Here is an 18,186-nt window from a genome sequence, read left to right on the forward strand (position 1 = left end):
TAAGAGGAAGTGAAATGGGAGAAATCAAGGATAAAAGGTTAGAACTCTTAATTGAGGAAGTTAATATTTTTTTGAATAATGACCAATTGTTTGAGCACTGTTTGGCAGTGGCAAAGACGGCTGAGGCACTGACAGAAAAATTAACTGATTCTAATGAAAGACGTTCGCAAGCTTTTATTGCAGGACTTTTACATGATATTGGTGGAATTTATCCAAATGATCAAAGAGTAGAAAAAGCAGAAATTTTTAATATCGAATTACTGACAGAAGAGCGTGAATTTCCATTAATTATTCATCAGAAACTTTCTAAGTATTTGGCGAGCCAACATTTTAAAATTACTGATGAACAAGTTCTGTCAGCAATTGAATGTCATACTACCCTAAGAAAAAATTTTACAGAATTGGACTTGATTGTTTTTCTTGCTGACAAAATTAGCTGGGATGGTGGAGATAATGCGCCATTTAGGCAGGGATTACTGACAGCTCTGTCAGTAAATTTGCAAAGTGCGGCACTTTATTATATTAATTTCATTATTGATGATGGATTGAAAGTTGCCCACCCATGGCTTTTAGAAGCAAAGAAAGATTTAGAAAATCAGCTTTACTAGCTGATTTTTTTGATAATTTAGATTATAATAGAAGAATATAAAAAATAATAGAATATCATTATTAAAAATTGATAATGATTATTTTTATCGAAACTTTTGTCAGAAGTTTCGATTTATTGGGAGGTATTATGACAGTAACATCAGATTTCACACAAAAACTCTACGAAAATTTTGCAGAAAATACAAAATTGCGTGCGGTAGAAAATGCCGTGACTAAAAATGGTTTGCTTTCATCACTCGAAGTCCGTGGTTCGCATGCTGCAAATTTGCCTGAGTTTTCAATTGACTTGACAAAAGACCCTGTAACGAATCAAAAACAATCTGGACGTTGCTGGATGTTTGCTGCTTTGAACACTTTCCGTCATAAATTTATCAATGAATTTAAAACAGAGGATTTTGAGTTTTCACAAGCTTATACTTTCTTCTGGGATAAATATGAAAAATCAAACTGGTTCATGGAACAAATTATTGGTGATATTGAAATGGACGATCGTCGTTTGAAATTCCTTTTACAAACACCACAACAAGATGGCGGCCAATGGGATATGATGGTTGCAATTTTTGAAAAATATGGAATTGTTCCCAAAGCTGTTTATCCTGAATCACAAGCTTCAAGTAGCTCACGTGAATTGAATCAATACTTGAATAAACTACTCCGTCAAGATGCTGAAATTTTGCGTTATACAATTGAGCAAGGTGGAGATGTTAAAGCAGTTAAAGAAGAACTTTTACAAGAAGTCTTTAATTTCCTTGCGGTAACTTTAGGTTTGCCACCACAAAATTTTGAATTTGCTTTTCGTAATAAAGATAATGAATACAAAAAATTTGTTGGTAGTCCAAAAGAATTTTACAATGAATATGTTGGAATTGATTTGAATAATTATGTGTCAGTAATCAATGCTCCAACTGCTGACAAACCTTATAATAAGAGCTACACAGTTGAATTTTTGGGAAATGTTGTCGGTGGTAAAGAAGTGAAACATTTGAATGTTGAAATGGACCGCTTTAAAAAATTGGCCATTGCCCAAATGCAAGCTGGTGAAACAGTTTGGTTTGGTTGTGACGTGGATCAAGAATCAAATCGTTCAGCAGGACTTTTGACAATGGATTCTTATGATTTCAAATCTTCATTGGATATTGAATTTACTCAAAGCAAAGCAGGACGTCTTGATTATGGTGAGTCGTTGATGACGCATGCCATGGTTTTAGCGGGTGTTGATTTAGATGCTGACGGAAATTCAACTAAATGGAAAGTTGAAAATTCATGGGGTAAAGATGCCGGTCAAAAAGGATATTTTGTTGCCTCTGATGAATGGATGGATGAATATACTTATCAAATTGTTGTCCGTAAAGACCTTTTAACTGAAGAAGAATTGGCTGCTTACGAAGAGAAACCTCAAGTACTTCTACCATGGGACCCAATGGGTGCTTTAGCTTAATTTGCAAACAAAGAACATTTAACTTTAGGTTAAATGTTTTTTTATTGACTTAAAGTTCACTTCAAGTGTTAAAATAAAAGAATGAATATAAAAAAAGCTGCTGAATTATCGGGGATAAAAACAGATAATATAAGGTATTATGAAAGAATTGGGCTGATTCCTAAAATTACACGGACAGAATCTGGAATAAGAAATTTTACAGAAGCTAATATTAGAACTTTGAAATTTGTCAAACACATGCGAGATGCAGGTGTGCAAGTTGAACCTTTGACCCGTTATATGGCATTAGTGAATGAGGGAAATCCCGAAACGAAAGAAGAAAGAATTGAAATTTTGAAGAACCAGGTTGAACAATTGAGAACAGAAATTATTGAAAAGCAATCTGCCTTGGATTATTTGACATTCAAAATTGAAAATTATGATGAAGTGATGTTGCCAAATGAAATTAATTTGAACCAAAGTTCAAAAGAAACAATCAAGATTTAAATAGGAAAAGAATAAATGGAACTTCGATTATTAAAATATTTTTGGACAGTTGCAACTGCTGGAACAGTATCCAAAGCTGCTGAACAGTTATATATTACGCAGCCAACATTATCTAGACAAATTAAAGAACTTGAACGCGAACTAGATACACAACTTTTTATGCGTGATGGGAAAAAACTGATCTTAACTGAAGATGGACAATTTCTTAAAATTAAGGCTGAAGAAATTTTACAGCTGACCAGTAAAACAGTACAAGTTTTTGAAGACCGAAAAAATGCAGAATTATCTGGTCATCTGACGATTGGTGCTTTAGAAGGTTGGACAACTTCCAGTATCGCTAAAACGCTCCAAAGACTGACAAATAAATATCCATCAATTACTTTTACAATTTTGTCAGGGAATGCTGATGATATCAAATGGAAGATTGACAACGGACTAGTTGATGTTGGTTTTTTGTTAGAGCCAACATCAACTGAAAAATATAATGTTGAAAAAATTGGCTTTCCTGAACGTTGGATGATGCTCACTCAATCCGATTCAGAACTTGCAGAGTTAGATGAAGTAAGTCCAGAAATATTTAAAAAGCAAAGAATATTAATTTCAGAACGACCAGAAGTTCGTCAATTTATAGCCGATTGGGCAGACTGCCAAGTGAGTGATTTAGAAATTATTGGCGGCTTTAATCTCGGTTTTCATCTTTTTGAAATTGCTCGTGCAGGAATTGGCGAAGCAGTTGTTACAGAAGGGGCGCTTATTCGAGATTATCCTGATTTAAAAGCTATTCCATTGAGTCCGGAAGTGAAAACTTTAAGTGTGCTTGCTTGGAAAAAAAATATTCCACTGACTCCTCTTACAAGAGCATTTATTAAGCAATATCTTCAAGATAATGAATAAAAAGTTACTGACAGAAATTAGAGAATATTTGTAAAGACTAAAGTGTCAACAGCTATTCTCAGACAGCTCTGTCAGTAACTTTTTTGTCAGTATTATGCTTACAAAGCATAATAAGAACTAAAATAAGCATTTCTAATCAGTGAATTTTTATTTTAAAATAAATCTATGAAAAATAAAAAAACATTTGGTCTTATCCTTTTTATTATTTTGTTTTCCTATTTCCTTATTTTAATGGATAACTCAATAATATTTACAAGTAGCTTAAAAATTTCTCAAGATTTAAAAATGAATGAATCAACTTTATCTTGGGTTTCTAATGCTTATACGATTACGTTTGGTGGTTTTCTTTTATTAGCAGGACGTCTGGGTGATTTATTAGGGCGAAAAATAATTTTCCTTCTTGGACTTTTCATTTTTGGATTTTCTAGTTTAGTTGTCGGTTTGTCAACTTCTTCAGAAATGATGATTATTGCCAGAGCAGTTCAAGGGATTGGTTCGGCTATTCTTGCTCCAACAAGTTTAGCTTTATTAATGGATACATATAAAGGGGATTTAAGAGTTAGAGCTATCTCATATTATGGAGCAACTGCGGGAATTGGCTCAAGTTTTGGACTTATTCTAGGTGGCTGGCTCACTTCGGCTCTTTCATGGCGTGTTGGCTTTTTATTAAATGTTCCTTTTAGTTTATTATTAATTATCCTAACTCTTGTTAATGTTCATCAAAGCGATATCAAAGTTAGCAAAATTGACTTTTTGGGAAGTTTTCTGTCAGTCCTTATCTCAGTCCTATTTGTTTTCGGAATTACGGTAAGTAATTTGTTCATCATTATCCTCTCATTCATTTTAATTATCTTATTTATACTTTGGGAAAAAAAGTTAACTTATGCATTAATTCCTTTAGAATTATTTAAAAATAAAGTACGGTCGGGTTCGTATGTTGCACGCTTTGCCTTTATGATGGCAATGTTGACTTACTGGTTTATTCTGCCACAGATTATGCAAAAAATGTATCATTTTTCACCATTGCAATCCGGACTTGCTTTTCTTCCTTTAACAATCGTAAATTTTATTGCGGCTCTTTTTCTTCCTAGATTAACTAGAGCATTAGGAAATAGTAAAGTAATGATCTTAGGACAAGTGATTTTACTGACTGGAATGATTTTGTCATTAGTTTCGCAACCAGAATGGGGATATTTCTATGCGATGATTTTTCAAATGATGATTATTGGATTAGGGCAAGGTTGGCTTCTTGCTCCGCTGACGGCAGCGGGAGTAGAAGAGGTCAGTCCAGAATTATCAGGAGCTGCATCAGGTTTGACAAATATGATGCATCAACTTGGAGGACCTGTTGGTTTATCTATTGTTGTGTTATTTAGCTCAAATATTGTTGACTTAAGTGCTTATTATCATTTGGTCATGGGATTCATCACCGCTTTTCTGTCAGTAGGCCTTCTTGTCTTAATTTTTACTAGACCAGACAATAATAAAAAATAAAAGGAGAAAAAATGCAAACAAAATTAACATTAAATGATGGCAATGTCATTCCCCAATTCGGTTTGGGACTTTATCAGCTTCCAGAAGGAACAGAAACGCAAAATATTGTAAAAACTGCCTTGGAATTAGGTTATCGTCATCTGGATACGGCGCACGCTTATCAAAATGAAACTTCTGTCGGTCAAGCAATTCAAGACTCAGAAATTTCAAATTCTGAAATCTGGATTACAAGCAAGCTTTGGCCTTCTGATTATGAGCAAGCACAAGAAGCAATTGAGCGAATGCTAAAACGCCTAAAAGTTGAACAAATTGATTTACTCTTATTGCATCAACAGGTTGGAAATTATCGAAAAGCATGGATTGCTTTAGAAAATGCTGTAAAAGAGGGACAGGTGAAATCAATTGGAATTTCAAATTTTGATGGAGAAAGATTAATTGATTTATTTAATTTTGCTGATATCAAACCGAGTGTCATTCAAGTAGAAACTCATCCTTATCATCAACAAGTGGAATTACGGGAATTTTTGAAACCTTATGGTACAAAAATTGAAAGTTGGTATCCTCTGGGACATGGCGATAAAAACTTACTTGAAGAAAAAATATTTAAAAAAATGGCTAAAAAATATAATAAAACAGTCGCACAAATCATTTTGCGTTGGCATATTCAAGAGGGAATTATTGTTTTTCCACGCTCAACGCAAAAAGAACATTTAGCAGAAAATATAAATATTTTTGATTTTGAATTATCCTGCTCCGAAATAAAAGAAATTCGTAAATTAAATAAAAAACAACCTTATTTTACGATGACCTATGAGGAGCAAGAAAAAAACTTTTTGTCATGGAAACTAGAAGACTAAAGCACAGATTCTCACGCTTTTATGCAAAAGTGATATACTTTAGAGAGTTAGAACTTTTAAAACAAAAAATAAAATCAAGCTTAGATGGTCTTGATTTTTTCTATATTTCATTGAAAAAAAGGAGAATGTGATGAAAAAAATTGCAATTATTGGTGGCGGAATAATCGGTATGACCTTAGCCAATTATTTAGATACTGATAAATTTGATATTAGTCTTTTTGATGATGAAAAAAATCAGGCAACTAAAGCAAGTGCTGGGATTATTTCTCCTTGGCTTTCTAAAAGAAGAAATAAAAAATGGTATCAATTAGCAAAAGATGGTGCAGCTTTTTTTGAAAAAATGAAAAATGATTTTGAGTTAACTGAGGATGTTTATGAAAAATGTGGCACTCTTTTTTTGCGACAAAAATCAGACTTAATTGAGTTAGAAAAATTGGCAATTGAAAGAAAAAAAGAAGCTCCCGAGATGGGTGAGATTAAGAGACTCTCGGAGGAAGAAACTGTTGCTTTATTTCCATTATTAAAACCAAGAGAAAGTTTGTATCTTTCAGGAGGTGCAAGATTAGATGGGAAAGCTTACTTATCGTCATTAAAAAAGCGAGCTCAAAAAAGAGGGGTCAAATTTTATTCAGAGCGGGCAACGATTGCTCGAGCGTTAGATAAATGGCAAGTCATTCATGAAGGTGTGACGGAAGTGGTAGATGATTTAGTTTTATGCCCGGGGCCAGCTTTAAAAGAACTTTTGGAATCAATTGGCACACAAGTGGATGTCAAGCCACAAAAAGGACAATTACTTTCGTTTCAAACGGATTTTGACACAAAAAAATGGCCAGTTTTATTTTTAGAAGGGGCTGCAGATATCATTCCCTTTCAACATGGTCAAGTTCTTTTGGGAGCAACCCATGAAAATGAAGAGGGTTGGGATTTGTCAGAGAGTCAGGAAGCTTTTGAAAGCTTGACAGAGGGGGTCAAATCTTACTTATCAGATACAAAACTAATTGACTTTCCATATCATTATCGTGTGGGAACACGTGCTTATTCTTCAGATTTTTCGCCTTTTTTTGGTCCGCACCCTGACTTTTCTTCATTAGCTTTTGCCAGCGCTTTGGGGTCATCTGGATTAACTACTGGTCCTTATATCGCCTATTTACTTGCCCATTATTTTAATCATCCAGAAATTTCTTGGGATAGTTCAAATTATCAAAAAGACATAAAAAATTATATTAATATAGAAAAAACGAGCAATTAAAAGGCTTATTATCACACAAAAAAATTATGTAAATCATTAGAAGAGGAACTTTTGGTGTTTTACATAATTTTTTTGTCAGATACATAATGAGCTAAAGTAACGAATTGAGTCAGGTTTTTTTGTCTAAAAATGATATAATGATTTCATGGAAAATACAGATTTGATTTACGGACTACATGCGGTCACGGAAGCTTTAAATGGAGACCTTGTCAACAAACTTTACGTTCAAGAAGATTTACGTGGTAAAAATGTTGAAAAAATAAAAGAATTAGCACGACTTAAAAAAGTTAATATTTCATGGACACCCAAAACAGAATTAAATAAATTAACAGAAAACGGTGTTCACCAAGGCTTTATGGCAAGAGTGTCCGAATTTGCTTATGCAGATTTAGAAAAGATTCTCCCAGCATTAGCCGAGAAATCAGATGCCACAATTTTAATTTTAGATGAGTTAACAGATCCTCATAATTTAGGGTCAATTGCTCGGACAGCTGATGCTACAGGAGTCGATGCAATTATTATTCCTAAACACCGAGCCGTTGGAATTACTCCAACGGCTGTCAAAGCTTCAACGGGTGCTTTACAACATGTCCCTATTGTCCGTGTTACTAATCTTTCTCAGACCTTGGATAAACTTAAAGCTGCTAATTTCTGGGTTTTTGGAACGGACATGGACGGCACAGTTTACAGTAAGTGGAATACCAAAGGTAAAGTTGCCTTGATTATCGGAAACGAAGGGCATGGAATTGGCCAAAATCTTAAAAAACAAGTTGACGAAATGATTACAATTCCAATGACAGGACACGTTCAAAGTTTAAATGCATCAGTAGCCGCAAGTATTTTGATGTACGAAATTTATAGAAATCGACTATAAAAATTACTGATGAAAGCTTTAGCGCTTGGAATCATTAAAGCCCAAACGTATGACTAATCTGTCAGTAAATTCAAGAAATTATCAGCAAGTTGAAACAGCAGAAAGGATTATTATGACTTTTCAAATCATGACAGACTCAACAGCAGACCTGAGTCCGTATTATATTAAAAAACATCATCTTACAGTTTTGGGAATGACTGTAACTGTTGGAGAAGAAACTTATGAAACTATAGGTGAAGCCGCATTAGATAATTCCACGCTTCTTGCAGCAATAAAAAAAGGAGCTACTGTCCACACGTCCCAAATTAATTCTGGACAATTTTTAGAAGTTTTTAAAAAATTTGCATCTGCAGATGAAGAACTCCTTTACCTTGCTTTTTCGTCAGGACTTTCTGGGACTTATCAATCAGCTCTGATTGCTCAAGATATGGTTTTAGAAGAATTCCCTTCTGCAAAAATCACTGTTGTTGATACACTGGCAGCAGCTTCTGGAGAAGGTTTTCTTGTTGAAGAGACTGTAAAGTTGCGTGACTCTGGAAAAACACTGACAGAAACGCTTGAAGTTTTGTCAGATATTATTCCACGTTTACAAAGTCGCTTCATGGTTGACGACTTAAACCATTTGGCAAGAGGTGGAAGAATTCCTAAAGCTGTTGCTCTCGTTGGAACAATGGCAAATATCAAACCTCTTCTTGATGTTGACCCTGAGGGAAGACTTCGGCAAGTGACCAAAGTTCGAGGAAAGAAAAAAGCAATTAATCAACTCCTTGAAAAGAGTCTTGATGAGATGGATACAGCCTATCCCCGCCTACTTATCTCTTATTCTGGAACAGATGAAATAGCACAAGAAATTAAAAAACAAGCCATGCAAAAAAAGGGGATTAGTGATGTCGATGTTCGTCCACTTAGTCCAACAATTGTAACTCATACAGGTGACGGGACAATCGCAATTTTTTCAATAAGTAGAAAAAGTAGAGAATAATTCAATAAAAAACGAAAAAAATCACAGCTAAACTCTTGTTTTACTGTGATTTTATGTTAAAATAATTAATGAGTGTAATTGTATACAAAATTATCTGTACACTTACCTAATTTATTAAAAAAATATGAATCGTGATGTGTGAGGGAAAGGAGTCGCTTTTATGGCCAAAAGTGGACTTTATACAGGCGTAGATATCGGGACAAACACAATAAAGGTGCTTGTTGCTGAATACGTCTCAGGTGAAATGAATATAATCGGTGTCGGAAATGCAAAATCCGATGGCCTTAAAAATGGAATTATTGTAGATATTGAGAAGGTGGCACAAGCATTGCGTAAAGCTGTAAATGCTGCCGAAGAACGCGCAGGAATCACGATTGACAGAATTAACGTGAGCATCCCAGCGAATTCCCTCGAAATGGAACCTTGCCAAGGAATGGTTCCTATTGTCAGTGATACTAAAGAAATCACGGATAACGATGTTATTCAAGTTGTTCAAAATGCTTTGATGCGTGGGATTGTTCCTGAAAGAGAAATTATCGCTGTTGAAACGAAAGAGTTTACAGTTGATGGATTTACAGGTATTTCAGACCCTCGTGGAATGTTTGGTGTACGTCTTGAGATTCGTGGGGTCGTTTACACTGGACCTAAAACTCTTGTTCATAATGTTCGCAAAGTTGTTGAACGCGCAGGATTGCTCGTTGACAATATTGTAATTGCTCCTTTGGCAATGGCACAATACGTGCTTACAGAAGGTGAACGTGAGTTTGGAACAATCATGGTTGATTTGGGTGCTGGACAAACAACAGTTAGCATCGTTAAAGAACAATCATTAAGATTTACACATACTAGCCCCGAAGGTGGCGATTATGTAACTAAAGATATTTCAACAGTTCTTAACACCTCTGTTTCTGCAGCGGAAGATTTGAAAGTCAACTATGGTGAAGCAAGTACAGAACGTGCTAGCCAAGATGAGTACTTCCTTGTTGATGTTGTAGGTAAAGAAGAACCAGAACAAATTACAGAATATTATCTTTCACAAATTATTGAAGCACGTATGACTCAAGTTTTTAATCGTGTACGTCAAGATTTGGAACACGGACATACTTCAGAAACTCCTGGAGGTTTGATTTTGGTCGGTGGAACGGCTGCAATGCCTGGTGTTGTTGATTTAGCAACAAAAATCTTAGGAATAAATGCTCGACTTTTTGTTCCAGGCGAAATGGGATTACGTAATCCAGCATTTGCTCAAGTGATTAGTGTTGTTAATTACATTGGAAATCGTAGTGATATTGATATTTTAGTATCTCAAGCATTTTCTGGTGATTATGCTTATACGACGACAGAAGAAACTTATGTTGCTCCTGTTCCAACAATTACACCACAAGCAACAACAGTTGCTGACGTAGAAAATGATTTCTACGTTGAACCTCAGGCACGTCCAGTAGTAGCTCAAAAAGCTTCTGAGCCTGAAGAAGAAAAAGAAGGTCTCGTTGACCGTGCCAAGAATTTCTTTGGCAATCTCTTTGATTAATCTGAAAGTAAAAAACGGAGAAATAAAAACATGGAATTTTCATTTGATACAGACTTAACTTCTGGTGCTGTAATTAAAGTTATCGGTGTTGGTGGCGGTGGTGGTAATGCCATCAATCGTATGATTGAAGAAGGTGTTTCTGGCGTTGAATTTATCGCCGCTAATACTGACGTACAAGCATTGCGTAGCTCAAAAGCAGATACAGTTATTCAACTTGGGCCAAAATTGACTCGTGGTTTGGGTGCTGGTGCACAACCTGAAGTTGGTAAACGCGCAGCTGAAGAATCAGCTGAAACAGTATCACAAGCCCTTGAAGGCTCAGATATGATTTTCATCACTGCCGGTATGGGTGGTGGAACTGGTACAGGTGCTGCACCAGTTATCGCACAAATTGCTAAAGAACTTGGCGCTTTGACTGTGGGTGTTGTTACTCGTCCATTTGGTTTTGAAGGATCAAAACGTTCATACTTTGCAACTGAAGGAATTGAAGCTCTTCGTGCAAATGTTGATACACTTCTCATTATTTCAAACAATAACTTGCTTGAAATTGTTGATAAGAAAACTCCTTTAACTGAAGCTTTGCGTGAAGCTGATAATGTTTTACGTCAAGGTGTTCAAGGGGTAACTGACTTGATTACTAACCCAGGAATGATTAACCTTGACTTTGCCGATGTTAAAACAGTAATGGAAAACAAAGGTGATGCCCTTATGGGTATCGGTGTTGCGACTGGTGAAGAACGCGTTATTGAAGCAACTCGTAAAGCAATTTACTCACCACTTCTTGAAACTACAATCGAAGGCGCAGAAAATGTTCTTTTGAATGTTACTGGTGGTATGGATATGAGTTTGATTGAAGCACAAGATGCTTCAGAAATTGTTATCCAAGCAGCTGGTAATGATGTTAATATTATGTTGGGTACAGCGATTGACCCTAACCTTAAAGACGAAATCCGTGTAACAGTTGTTGCAACTGGTGTTGCTAAGGAAGATGCTGACGAAGCTTTGGGTTTGCAACCTGAACCACGTCGTCAACCTAACTTGACTCACAATTCTAATATGCAACATGCTCAAACAAGCCGTCCAATGCAAAGTCAACAACAAACGCAAGTGGCTCCACAAGGGCAAAATCAATCTTCTGCATTTGGAGATTGGGATATTCGTCGTGAAACTTCAACACGTCAAAACGTAAGTAACACACGTGATACTTCTTCAGTAACAAGTTTCGGCGGAGTTCCAACAACAGATGAAGATCTTGACACACCACCATTCTTCCGTAAAAACTAACCAATGACGATTAAAGAGAATGTTAAAAGAATACTGAGTAATGTAGATGCGGCAAAGGCTGCGTCTTCTTATTCTAATCAGTCAGTTTCAGTCGTCGCTGTGACCAAATCTGTTGATGCTAATCTTGCACGTGAAGTTTTTGAAAATGGAGTTTCACATTTAGCGGAAAATCGAACAGAACTTTTTTTGGAAAAATACGAAGCTCTTAAGGATTTAGAAATTACTTGGCATTTAATTGGTAATTTACAAAGACGTAAGGTTAAACAAGTTATTAATTATGTTGATTATTTCCATGCTTTAGATTCTCTGAAATTAGCACAGGAAATAAATAAACGTGCTGAACACACCATTAAATGTTTTATTGAACTTAACATTTCTGGTGAGGAAAGTAAACATGGATTTTCTGTCAATGAACTTATGGAAATATTACATGAGTTTTCTGAATTGGAAAATATTGAGATTGTTGGTTTGATGACAATGGCTCCGTTTGATGCGACTGAAAGTGAATGTAATGACATTTTTGGACGAATGAAAAAATTACAAGTTGAAATATCCGAAATGAATCTTTCAAGAATTCCTTGTACTGAATTAAGTATGGGAATGAGTAGAGATTATGAGATTGCCATTAAAAATGGTGCAACTTTTGTTCGAATCGGTACAGAATTTTTTAAAAATCTATAAGTCTTAAGATTAACGTAAACAACGGAGGAAAATATGGCATTTAAAGATTGGATGAATAATCTACGTGATTATTTTGTAGAGGATGATGAAGAGTTCAATGAACCTGCACGTCCTGTGCAAGAATCTAGGCCAACGGTGGCATCTACGCCAAAACCAAAGGTTGAGGAACGCAAAGCACAGCCGGAATATCAGACTCGTCGTCCTGCACAATCAACTTCAAAAGCACAAACACAAACAGCAGCGCCAAAACGCGCTGGTTCAACATTCACAAAACCTATGCCTGAAAAAATCGTACAACAACAAACCGTTTCACAATCTCAATCAGTGGCTGCAACGGTTTCTACTATTGCAATTAAAGAACCACGTGCCTATGCAGACATCATGGAATCAGCACGCATCGTGAAAAACGGTGAATGTGTCCTTGTCAATTTTAAATTTATGGGTGACGCCCAAGCGCGTCGTTCAATTGACTTCATGACTGGGGTGGTCTTTACTCTTGATGGTGATATTCAAAATGTTGGTGGTCAAATTTTCTTGATGACTCCAGCAAATATCACAGTCGATGCAGCGAAAGAAATGTCTATCTTAGCTGGTCAAAATTTTGAAAGTTACGATATTTACTAATGCTTATTACACTTACAATAATAAATTGGCTTTTACGCTTACTTGATGTTTATTCAATTATTCTAGTTATTTACGCCTTAATGAGTTGGATACCAACTCTTTATGGAACTTGGTTTGGACGTATAATTGTTAAAGTTTCTCGTCCCTACTTAAGTTTATTTGAAAATTTACCTCTACAATTTTGGGGATTAGATTTTTCAATCGTTATTGCTTTTATTGTTTTGAAATTTATTCAAAGATTTATTGTTATTGTATTTAACGGAGTATTCTATTGATTACTGAAAATGTCTATCAACACTTTCAAGAAAAGGAAAGGCATTTTATTGATCGTTGTTTAGAATGGATAAATCGAGTAGAAGAATCTTATTCGGTGATAAGTACATTTTTTCTTAATCCCCGAGAAGTGGATATTTTAAAAACACTGGCAAATAAGAGAAATGTTCAGATTTTTTCTAGTGAGGAACTAGCAAGAACGGAATTAGTCAAAATAATTTTGGCGCCAGATTTTTATGTTCTTGACAGAGAAGACTTTGATATTTCTTTGCTTGAAATTAATTATGCTTCAAAATTTGTAGAACTTTCACATGCCCAAGTCCTTGGAACTTTTTTGGGACAGGCTGGTGTTAAACGGCAAGAATTGGGTGATATTATTGTTAGTGACAATAAAATTCAAGTTTTTGTCAGTAAACATCTTGTTGAGAGTTTTAAAGCAATAGAAAAAATTGGGCGAGCAGCGGTCAAAATTCAAGAAATTTCTTTGGAAAGCTTAGTTGAAGAAACAGATAAAGCTGTCAGAGAAGTTGTTCTTGTGGATAACTTAAGAGTTGATAAAATGATTGCAGTCGCTTTCAAAATTTCTCGCAATATTGCTACAAATATGTTAGAATCAAAGAAGGTTAAGGTTAATTACCTAGAAATTGATAAAAAAGATTTCTCTGTTGGTCTTGATGATTTGATTAGCGTTCGAGGTTTTGGGCGTATCAAAATATTAAGGATTTTAAATTTTACTAAAAAAGGAAAACAGAGAGTTGAAATAGAACTTATAAGAAATCGAAAAAAATAGATTCTAAGATGAAAATCAGATTTATAAGATTTTCTAAGGATAAAGAGGAGTGATTGATGACATTAAATAGTTTAGATGTTCAAAACAAAACTTTTAATCCACAATTTCGCGGCTTCAGTAAACATGAAGTTGATGAATTTTTGGATATCGTTGTTCGAGATTATGATGAATTCGCTCAAACAATCAAAGATCAAGAACGAGAATTAAAGGCATTACGCGAACGCGTGAAATATTTTGATGACATGAAAGATTCACTGAACAAGTCAATTGTTGTTGCTCAAGATGCTGCTGATAATCTTCGTGAACAAGCCAAAAGTGAAGCTGATACGCTTAGAATTAATTCTGAAAAAGAATCTGCTGATATTATTGCAAATGCAGGACAAAAGAGTTCTTTAATTATTGAAGCGGCTAAAAAAGAAGCTGGATTTATTTTGAATGCTGCTTCTGATGATGCTCGTAAATTAGTACGTGATACTGATGATTTGAAACGTAAAATGCGTCTCTATCATCAACGAATGACTTCAATTATTGAAAATCAACTTGCGTCTATTCAATCGGATGACTGGGCTGAAATCTTTAGACCTACTCAAGATTATGCAATCAATCCTGAAGAAAAATTGCAATCAATCATTGAAGAACATTTGGAAAATGCTGAAACTACTTTGGCAAAAACCCAAGCAATTAAACCTTTAACAGATGAAGATATTGCACAAGCAAATGAAACATCTGATGAACCTGAAACAGAAACAATTGTTTCAGAGGAAATTGTTGTTGAAACCGAAGTACCTGACGAAGTAAAAGAAGAAGTAGAAATTACTGACGAAGCTAATACTACTGATGATTCTAACGAAGAGTCAGAAGTTGAAGCTCCAAAAGCAGATGATTCAGAAATTTTCCCAGAATTAGATTCAAAAGCACCAGCTGAAACAGCTGAGGTTGTTGAAAAAGATAATCAAGAAACAATTGATTTAAGCGAATTAAAAAATTAAAAATCAGACCAAGATAAGAAAAAATATAATTCAAGCAAGCGAGTGATGATGGAAGACTCGTATTCCCTATTTTTCTTATTATCAGCTGATTGAACTTCTAAAGTTACTGACAGAATTTATTTTCTCAAGGAATTTTTAGAAAAATCTTGGACTGAACTAAAAGTAAGTTCAAGCGTCTTGCACGTTACGCAAAAGAGTTTCTGTCAGTAAATTTTACTGACAGAAAAAATGAAGGTGGTACCACGGTTTTTCGTCCTTTGCGAAAAATCGTTTTTTTTATTCAATAAAAACAAAATCGAAAGAAAGAAGAAAATATGAAAATCAAAGATACTTTGAATTTGGGGAAAACAGCTTTCCCAATGCGTGCAGGCTTGCCAAATAAAGAACCAAACTGGCAAAAAGACTGGGCAGATGCGACACTTTATGAGAAACGTCAAGAATTAAATGAAGGAAAACCCTCATTTATGCTTCATGATGGGCCTCCTTATGCGAACGGAAATATTCACCTCGGACACTCTTTGAACAAAATTTCAAAAGATATTATTGTTCGTTATAAATCAATGGCAGGTTTCCGTGCTCCTTATGTTCCAGGTTGGGATACTCATGGTTTGCCAATTGAGCAACAACTTGCTAAAGCAGGCATGAAGCGTAAAGAAATGGATTTGCTTGATTATCTTGAGGAATGTCGTAAATACGCGATGAAACAAGTAGATATGCAACGTTCAGATTTCAAATCCCTTGGTGTTCTTGCTGATTGGGACCGTCCATATTTGACACTATTGCCAGAATATGAGGCAGCTCAAATTCGCGTTTTTGGTAAAATGGCTGAAAAAGGATATATCTATAAAGGACAAAAACCAATTTATTGGTCTCCTTCATCAGAAAGTTCACTGGCTGAAGCTGAAATCGAATATCAAGATGTTCGTTCAGCATCAATTTTTGTGGCATTTAAAGCTAAAGATACTAAAGGTAAATTACCAGAAGATGTAGAATTTGTAATCTGGACAACAACACCATGGACAATTCCATCAAATTTGGGAATCTTTGCTCATCCTGACTATGATTATTCAGTTGTAGCAGTTAATGGTCGTAAATTTGTGATTGCCTCAGAAATGCTTGAAGCTGTTGCTGAAAAATTAGAATGGGAAAATCCAGAAGTCCTTCAAACGATTAAAGGTTCTGAATTAGAATATATGGTTGCAAAACATCCATTCTATGACCGTGAAACTTTAATCATGAATGCAGATTATGTTACTCTTGATTCTGGGACTGGCCTTGTCCACGTTGCCCCAGGACATGGTGAAGATGACTACTTTGCAAGTCGTAAGTATAAATTGCCTGTTCTTTCACCAATTGATAACCGTGGTTATTATACTGATGAAGCTCCTGGACTTGAAGGACTTTTCTACGATGAAGGAAATAAAGTTGTCAGTAAATGGCTAGAAGAAAAAGATGCTTTATTGAAACTCGAATTCTTCACTCACTCATATCCACATGACTGGCGTACTAAAAAACCAGTAATTTTCCGTGCAACACCACAATGGTTTGCTTCAATCGATGACTTCCGTCAAAATATTTTAGATGAAGTTGAAAGAGTAGATTGGGTAATTCCATGGGGTAAAACTCGTTTATTCAATATGGTTCGTGACCGTGGCGATTGGGTCATCTCACGTCAACGTGCTTGGGGAGTTCCATTACCAATTTTCTATGGTGAAAATGGAGAACCAATTATCACACCAGAAACAACTGAACATGTAGCCAAACTTTTTGCTGAATTTGGTTCAAAAGTTTGGTTTGAACGTGAAGCAAAAGACCTTTTACCAGAAGGATTCACTCATCCAGCTTCACCAAATGGTGAATTTACAAAAGAAAAAGATATCATGGACGTTTGGTTTGACTCAGGTTCTTCTTGGAATGGTGTCCTTAACGAACGTGACTACCTTAGCTTCCCTGCAGACCTTTACCTTGAAGGTTCAGACCAATACCGTGGTTGGTTTAATTCATCAATTACAACCTCAGTTGCGGTAAATGGCGTTGCACCATATAAAGCAGTTCTTTCACAAGGATTTGTTTTAGACGGTAAAGGACGTAAGATGTCTAAATCAATTGGAAATACAATTGTGCCAAAAGATGTCACTAAGAAATTTGGTGCTGACATTCTCCGTCTTTGGGTGGCATCAATTGATACTGAATCAGATGTTCGTGTGTCAATGGATATTCTCAGTCAAGTTTCTGAAGTTTACCGTAAAATCCGGAATACATTGCGTTTCTTAATCGCTAATACATCTGATTTTAATCCAAAAGAAGATGCAATTGATTTTGCAGAACTTCGTCCAGTAGACAAATATATGCTTGTGAAATTTAATGAACTTGTAAAACAAATTCGTACAGCTTATGATAACTATAGCTTTATGACTGTTTACAAATCAATCATTAATTTCATCACAAATGATTTGTCATCTTTCTATCTTGATTTTGCTAAAGATGTTGTTTATATTGAAGCAGCAAATTCACCAGAACGCCGCTCAATGCAAACAGTTATGTATGTTATTTTGAAAGATTTAGTGAAAATTCTTGTACCAATTTTGCCACACACGGCAGAAGAAACATGGACTTACTTGGAACATGAACCAGAAAATTTTGCTTATCTTGCAGAAATGCCAGAAGCAGCAGAAATTCCTGGAAGTGAAGAATTGTTAGGTAACTGGCAAGAATTTCTTGATTTCCGTGATAAGATTTTGAAAGCTTTGGAAAGTGCTCGTGAAGCAAAATTGATTGGTAAATCATTGGAAGCAACAGTAACTATTTATCCAAATGAAGTTGTGCGTACTTTATTGACGGCAATTGATGAAAATGTTGCTCAACTTTTGATTGTATCAAACTTTGTAGTTGCCAACGAACCAGTAAATAATGCCCCAGAGTCTGCAATGAAATTTGATGATCTTGCAGTTCTTGTTGAACATGCGGCTGGAGAAGTTTGTGATCGTTGCCGTAGAACAGATGAAACAGTTGGACACAATGCTAATGAACATCTCAAAATGCTTTGTGAACATTGTGCACATATCGTTGAAACAGAATTCCCTGAAATTCTTGAAGAAGGTTTTGAAGATTAATAAATAAAAAAAGTTACT

General features: G+C 35.4%; 17 protein-coding genes. All 17 read left to right on the plus strand.

Going from position 1 to position 18,186, the window contains the following annotated elements; all coding sequences use genetic code 11:
• Positions 1 to 14: 14 nt before the first annotated feature.
• The 17 genes from yqeK to ileS all read left to right on the plus strand — a co-directional run bounded on the left by yqeK (position 15) and on the right by ileS (position 18,168).
• The gene (yqeK, locus tag LDP15_RS00160; RefSeq protein WP_015427033.1) at positions 15 to 608 is read left to right on the plus strand and encodes a bis(5'-nucleosyl)-tetraphosphatase (symmetrical) YqeK; all 594 of its coding nucleotides are present in this window, start codon (positions 15 to 17) and stop codon (positions 606 to 608) included.
• A 128-nt stretch (positions 609 to 736) separates the two neighbouring features.
• On the plus strand, positions 737 to 2,047 hold the full coding sequence (pepC, locus tag LDP15_RS00165; RefSeq protein ID WP_225513400.1) for a C1 family peptidase: 1,311 nt from the start codon (positions 737 to 739) through the stop codon (positions 2,045 to 2,047).
• A gap of 81 nt (positions 2,048 to 2,128) precedes the next feature.
• Positions 2,129 to 2,533 carry a MerR family transcriptional regulator gene (locus tag LDP15_RS00170; protein WP_003130788.1) on the plus strand — a complete coding sequence of 135 codons (405 nt, stop codon included), beginning with the start codon at positions 2,129 to 2,131 and terminating at the stop codon, positions 2,531 to 2,533.
• A gap of 15 nt (positions 2,534 to 2,548) precedes the next feature.
• Entirely contained in the window at positions 2,549 to 3,427 is an 879-nt protein-coding gene (locus LDP15_RS00175) for a LysR family transcriptional regulator (protein WP_057720511.1), read from the plus strand.
• Positions 3,428 to 3,592: 165 nt separating this feature from the next.
• Positions 3,593 to 4,921: an MFS transporter gene (locus LDP15_RS00180; RefSeq protein ID WP_015427031.1), complete on the plus strand. Its 1,329-nt coding sequence runs from the start codon at positions 3,593 to 3,595 to the stop codon at positions 4,919 to 4,921.
• 11 nt (positions 4,922 to 4,932) lie between these two features.
• A complete protein-coding gene (locus tag LDP15_RS00185; RefSeq protein ID WP_015427030.1) occupies positions 4,933 to 5,778 on the plus strand; it encodes an aldo/keto reductase in 846 nt (281 codons plus the stop codon).
• A gap of 130 nt (positions 5,779 to 5,908) precedes the next feature.
• Positions 5,909 to 7,027, plus strand: coding sequence for an FAD-binding oxidoreductase (locus LDP15_RS00190; RefSeq protein ID WP_225513401.1), 1,119 nt, complete (start codon positions 5,909 to 5,911; stop codon positions 7,025 to 7,027).
• Positions 7,028 to 7,172: 145 nt separating this feature from the next.
• Complete coding sequence (gene rlmB, locus LDP15_RS00195; protein WP_015427028.1) at positions 7,173 to 7,901, plus strand: 23S rRNA (guanosine(2251)-2'-O)-methyltransferase RlmB; 729 nt, start codon at positions 7,173 to 7,175, stop codon at positions 7,899 to 7,901.
• 112 nt (positions 7,902 to 8,013) lie between these two features.
• Positions 8,014 to 8,883 (plus strand): DegV family protein, encoded by an 870-nt coding sequence (locus LDP15_RS00200; RefSeq protein WP_042230783.1) that lies wholly within the window; start codon positions 8,014 to 8,016, stop codon positions 8,881 to 8,883.
• 160 nt (positions 8,884 to 9,043) lie between these two features.
• Positions 9,044 to 10,414 carry a cell division protein FtsA gene (gene ftsA, locus LDP15_RS00205; RefSeq protein ID WP_003132393.1) on the plus strand — a complete coding sequence of 457 codons (1,371 nt, stop codon included), beginning with the start codon at positions 9,044 to 9,046 and terminating at the stop codon, positions 10,412 to 10,414.
• A gap of 30 nt (positions 10,415 to 10,444) precedes the next feature.
• Positions 10,445 to 11,698: a cell division protein FtsZ gene (gene ftsZ, locus LDP15_RS00210; protein ID WP_015427026.1), complete on the plus strand. Its 1,254-nt coding sequence runs from the start codon at positions 10,445 to 10,447 to the stop codon at positions 11,696 to 11,698.
• Between the two features lie 3 nt (positions 11,699 to 11,701).
• On the plus strand, positions 11,702 to 12,379 hold the full coding sequence (locus tag LDP15_RS00215) for a YggS family pyridoxal phosphate-dependent enzyme (protein ID WP_015427025.1): 678 nt from the start codon (positions 11,702 to 11,704) through the stop codon (positions 12,377 to 12,379).
• A gap of 33 nt (positions 12,380 to 12,412) precedes the next feature.
• Positions 12,413 to 13,003, plus strand: a complete 591-nt coding sequence (locus LDP15_RS00220) for a cell division protein SepF (protein WP_003132390.1) — start codon at positions 12,413 to 12,415, stop codon at positions 13,001 to 13,003.
• Positions 13,003 to 13,278, plus strand: a complete 276-nt coding sequence (locus tag LDP15_RS00225) for a YggT family protein (protein WP_010906174.1) — start codon at positions 13,003 to 13,005, stop codon at positions 13,276 to 13,278. The genes LDP15_RS00220 and LDP15_RS00225 overlap by 1 nt, the downstream gene beginning before the upstream one ends.
• Positions 13,275 to 14,066: an RNA-binding protein gene (locus LDP15_RS00230; protein ID WP_042230600.1), complete on the plus strand. Its 792-nt coding sequence runs from the start codon at positions 13,275 to 13,277 to the stop codon at positions 14,064 to 14,066. The genes LDP15_RS00225 and LDP15_RS00230 overlap by 4 nt, the downstream gene beginning before the upstream one ends.
• A 56-nt stretch (positions 14,067 to 14,122) precedes the next feature.
• Positions 14,123 to 15,055, plus strand: coding sequence for a DivIVA domain-containing protein (locus tag LDP15_RS00235; RefSeq protein WP_015427023.1), 933 nt, complete (start codon positions 14,123 to 14,125; stop codon positions 15,053 to 15,055).
• Positions 15,056 to 15,369: 314 nt separating this feature from the next.
• Complete coding sequence (ileS, locus tag LDP15_RS00240) at positions 15,370 to 18,168, plus strand: isoleucine--tRNA ligase (protein WP_003132382.1); 2,799 nt, start codon at positions 15,370 to 15,372, stop codon at positions 18,166 to 18,168.
• Positions 18,169 to 18,186: the final 18 nt, after the last annotated feature.

Origin of the sequence: Lactococcus sp. SK2-659 (assembly GCF_020218185.2) — a bacterium.
Lineage (GTDB): Bacteria > Bacillota > Bacilli > Lactobacillales > Streptococcaceae > Lactococcus > Lactococcus lactis.

Excerpts from the sequence above, each read along its gene's own strand:
- LDP15_RS00235 (WP_015427023.1), top strand. The coding sequence starts at position 14,123 with ATGACATTAAATAGTTTAGATGTTCAAAACAAAACTTTTAATCCACAA.
- ftsZ (WP_015427026.1), top strand. The coding sequence starts at position 10,445 with ATGGAATTTTCATTTGATACAGACTTAACTTCTGGTGCTGTAATTAAA.
- LDP15_RS00220 (WP_003132390.1), top strand. The coding sequence starts at position 12,413 with ATGGCATTTAAAGATTGGATGAATAATCTACGTGATTATTTTGTAGAG.
- LDP15_RS00190 (WP_225513401.1), top strand. The coding sequence starts at position 5,909 with ATGAAAAAAATTGCAATTATTGGTGGCGGAATAATCGGTATGACCTTA.
- LDP15_RS00175 (WP_057720511.1), top strand. The coding sequence starts at position 2,549 with ATGGAACTTCGATTATTAAAATATTTTTGGACAGTTGCAACTGCTGGA.
- ftsA (WP_003132393.1), top strand. The coding sequence starts at position 9,044 with ATGGCCAAAAGTGGACTTTATACAGGCGTAGATATCGGGACAAACACA.
- LDP15_RS00185 (WP_015427030.1), top strand. The coding sequence starts at position 4,933 with ATGCAAACAAAATTAACATTAAATGATGGCAATGTCATTCCCCAATTC.
- LDP15_RS00180 (WP_015427031.1), top strand. The coding sequence starts at position 3,593 with ATGAAAAATAAAAAAACATTTGGTCTTATCCTTTTTATTATTTTGTTT.
- LDP15_RS00225 (WP_010906174.1), top strand. The coding sequence starts at position 13,003 with ATGCTTATTACACTTACAATAATAAATTGGCTTTTACGCTTACTTGAT.
- rlmB (WP_015427028.1), top strand. The coding sequence starts at position 7,173 with ATGGAAAATACAGATTTGATTTACGGACTACATGCGGTCACGGAAGCT.
- ileS (WP_003132382.1), top strand. The coding sequence starts at position 15,370 with ATGAAAATCAAAGATACTTTGAATTTGGGGAAAACAGCTTTCCCAATG.
- yqeK (WP_015427033.1), top strand. The coding sequence starts at position 15 with ATGGGAGAAATCAAGGATAAAAGGTTAGAACTCTTAATTGAGGAAGTT.
- LDP15_RS00200 (WP_042230783.1), top strand. The coding sequence starts at position 8,014 with ATGACTTTTCAAATCATGACAGACTCAACAGCAGACCTGAGTCCGTAT.
- pepC (WP_225513400.1), top strand. The coding sequence starts at position 737 with ATGACAGTAACATCAGATTTCACACAAAAACTCTACGAAAATTTTGCA.
- LDP15_RS00170 (WP_003130788.1), top strand. The coding sequence starts at position 2,129 with ATGAATATAAAAAAAGCTGCTGAATTATCGGGGATAAAAACAGATAAT.
- LDP15_RS00215 (WP_015427025.1), top strand. The coding sequence starts at position 11,702 with ATGACGATTAAAGAGAATGTTAAAAGAATACTGAGTAATGTAGATGCG.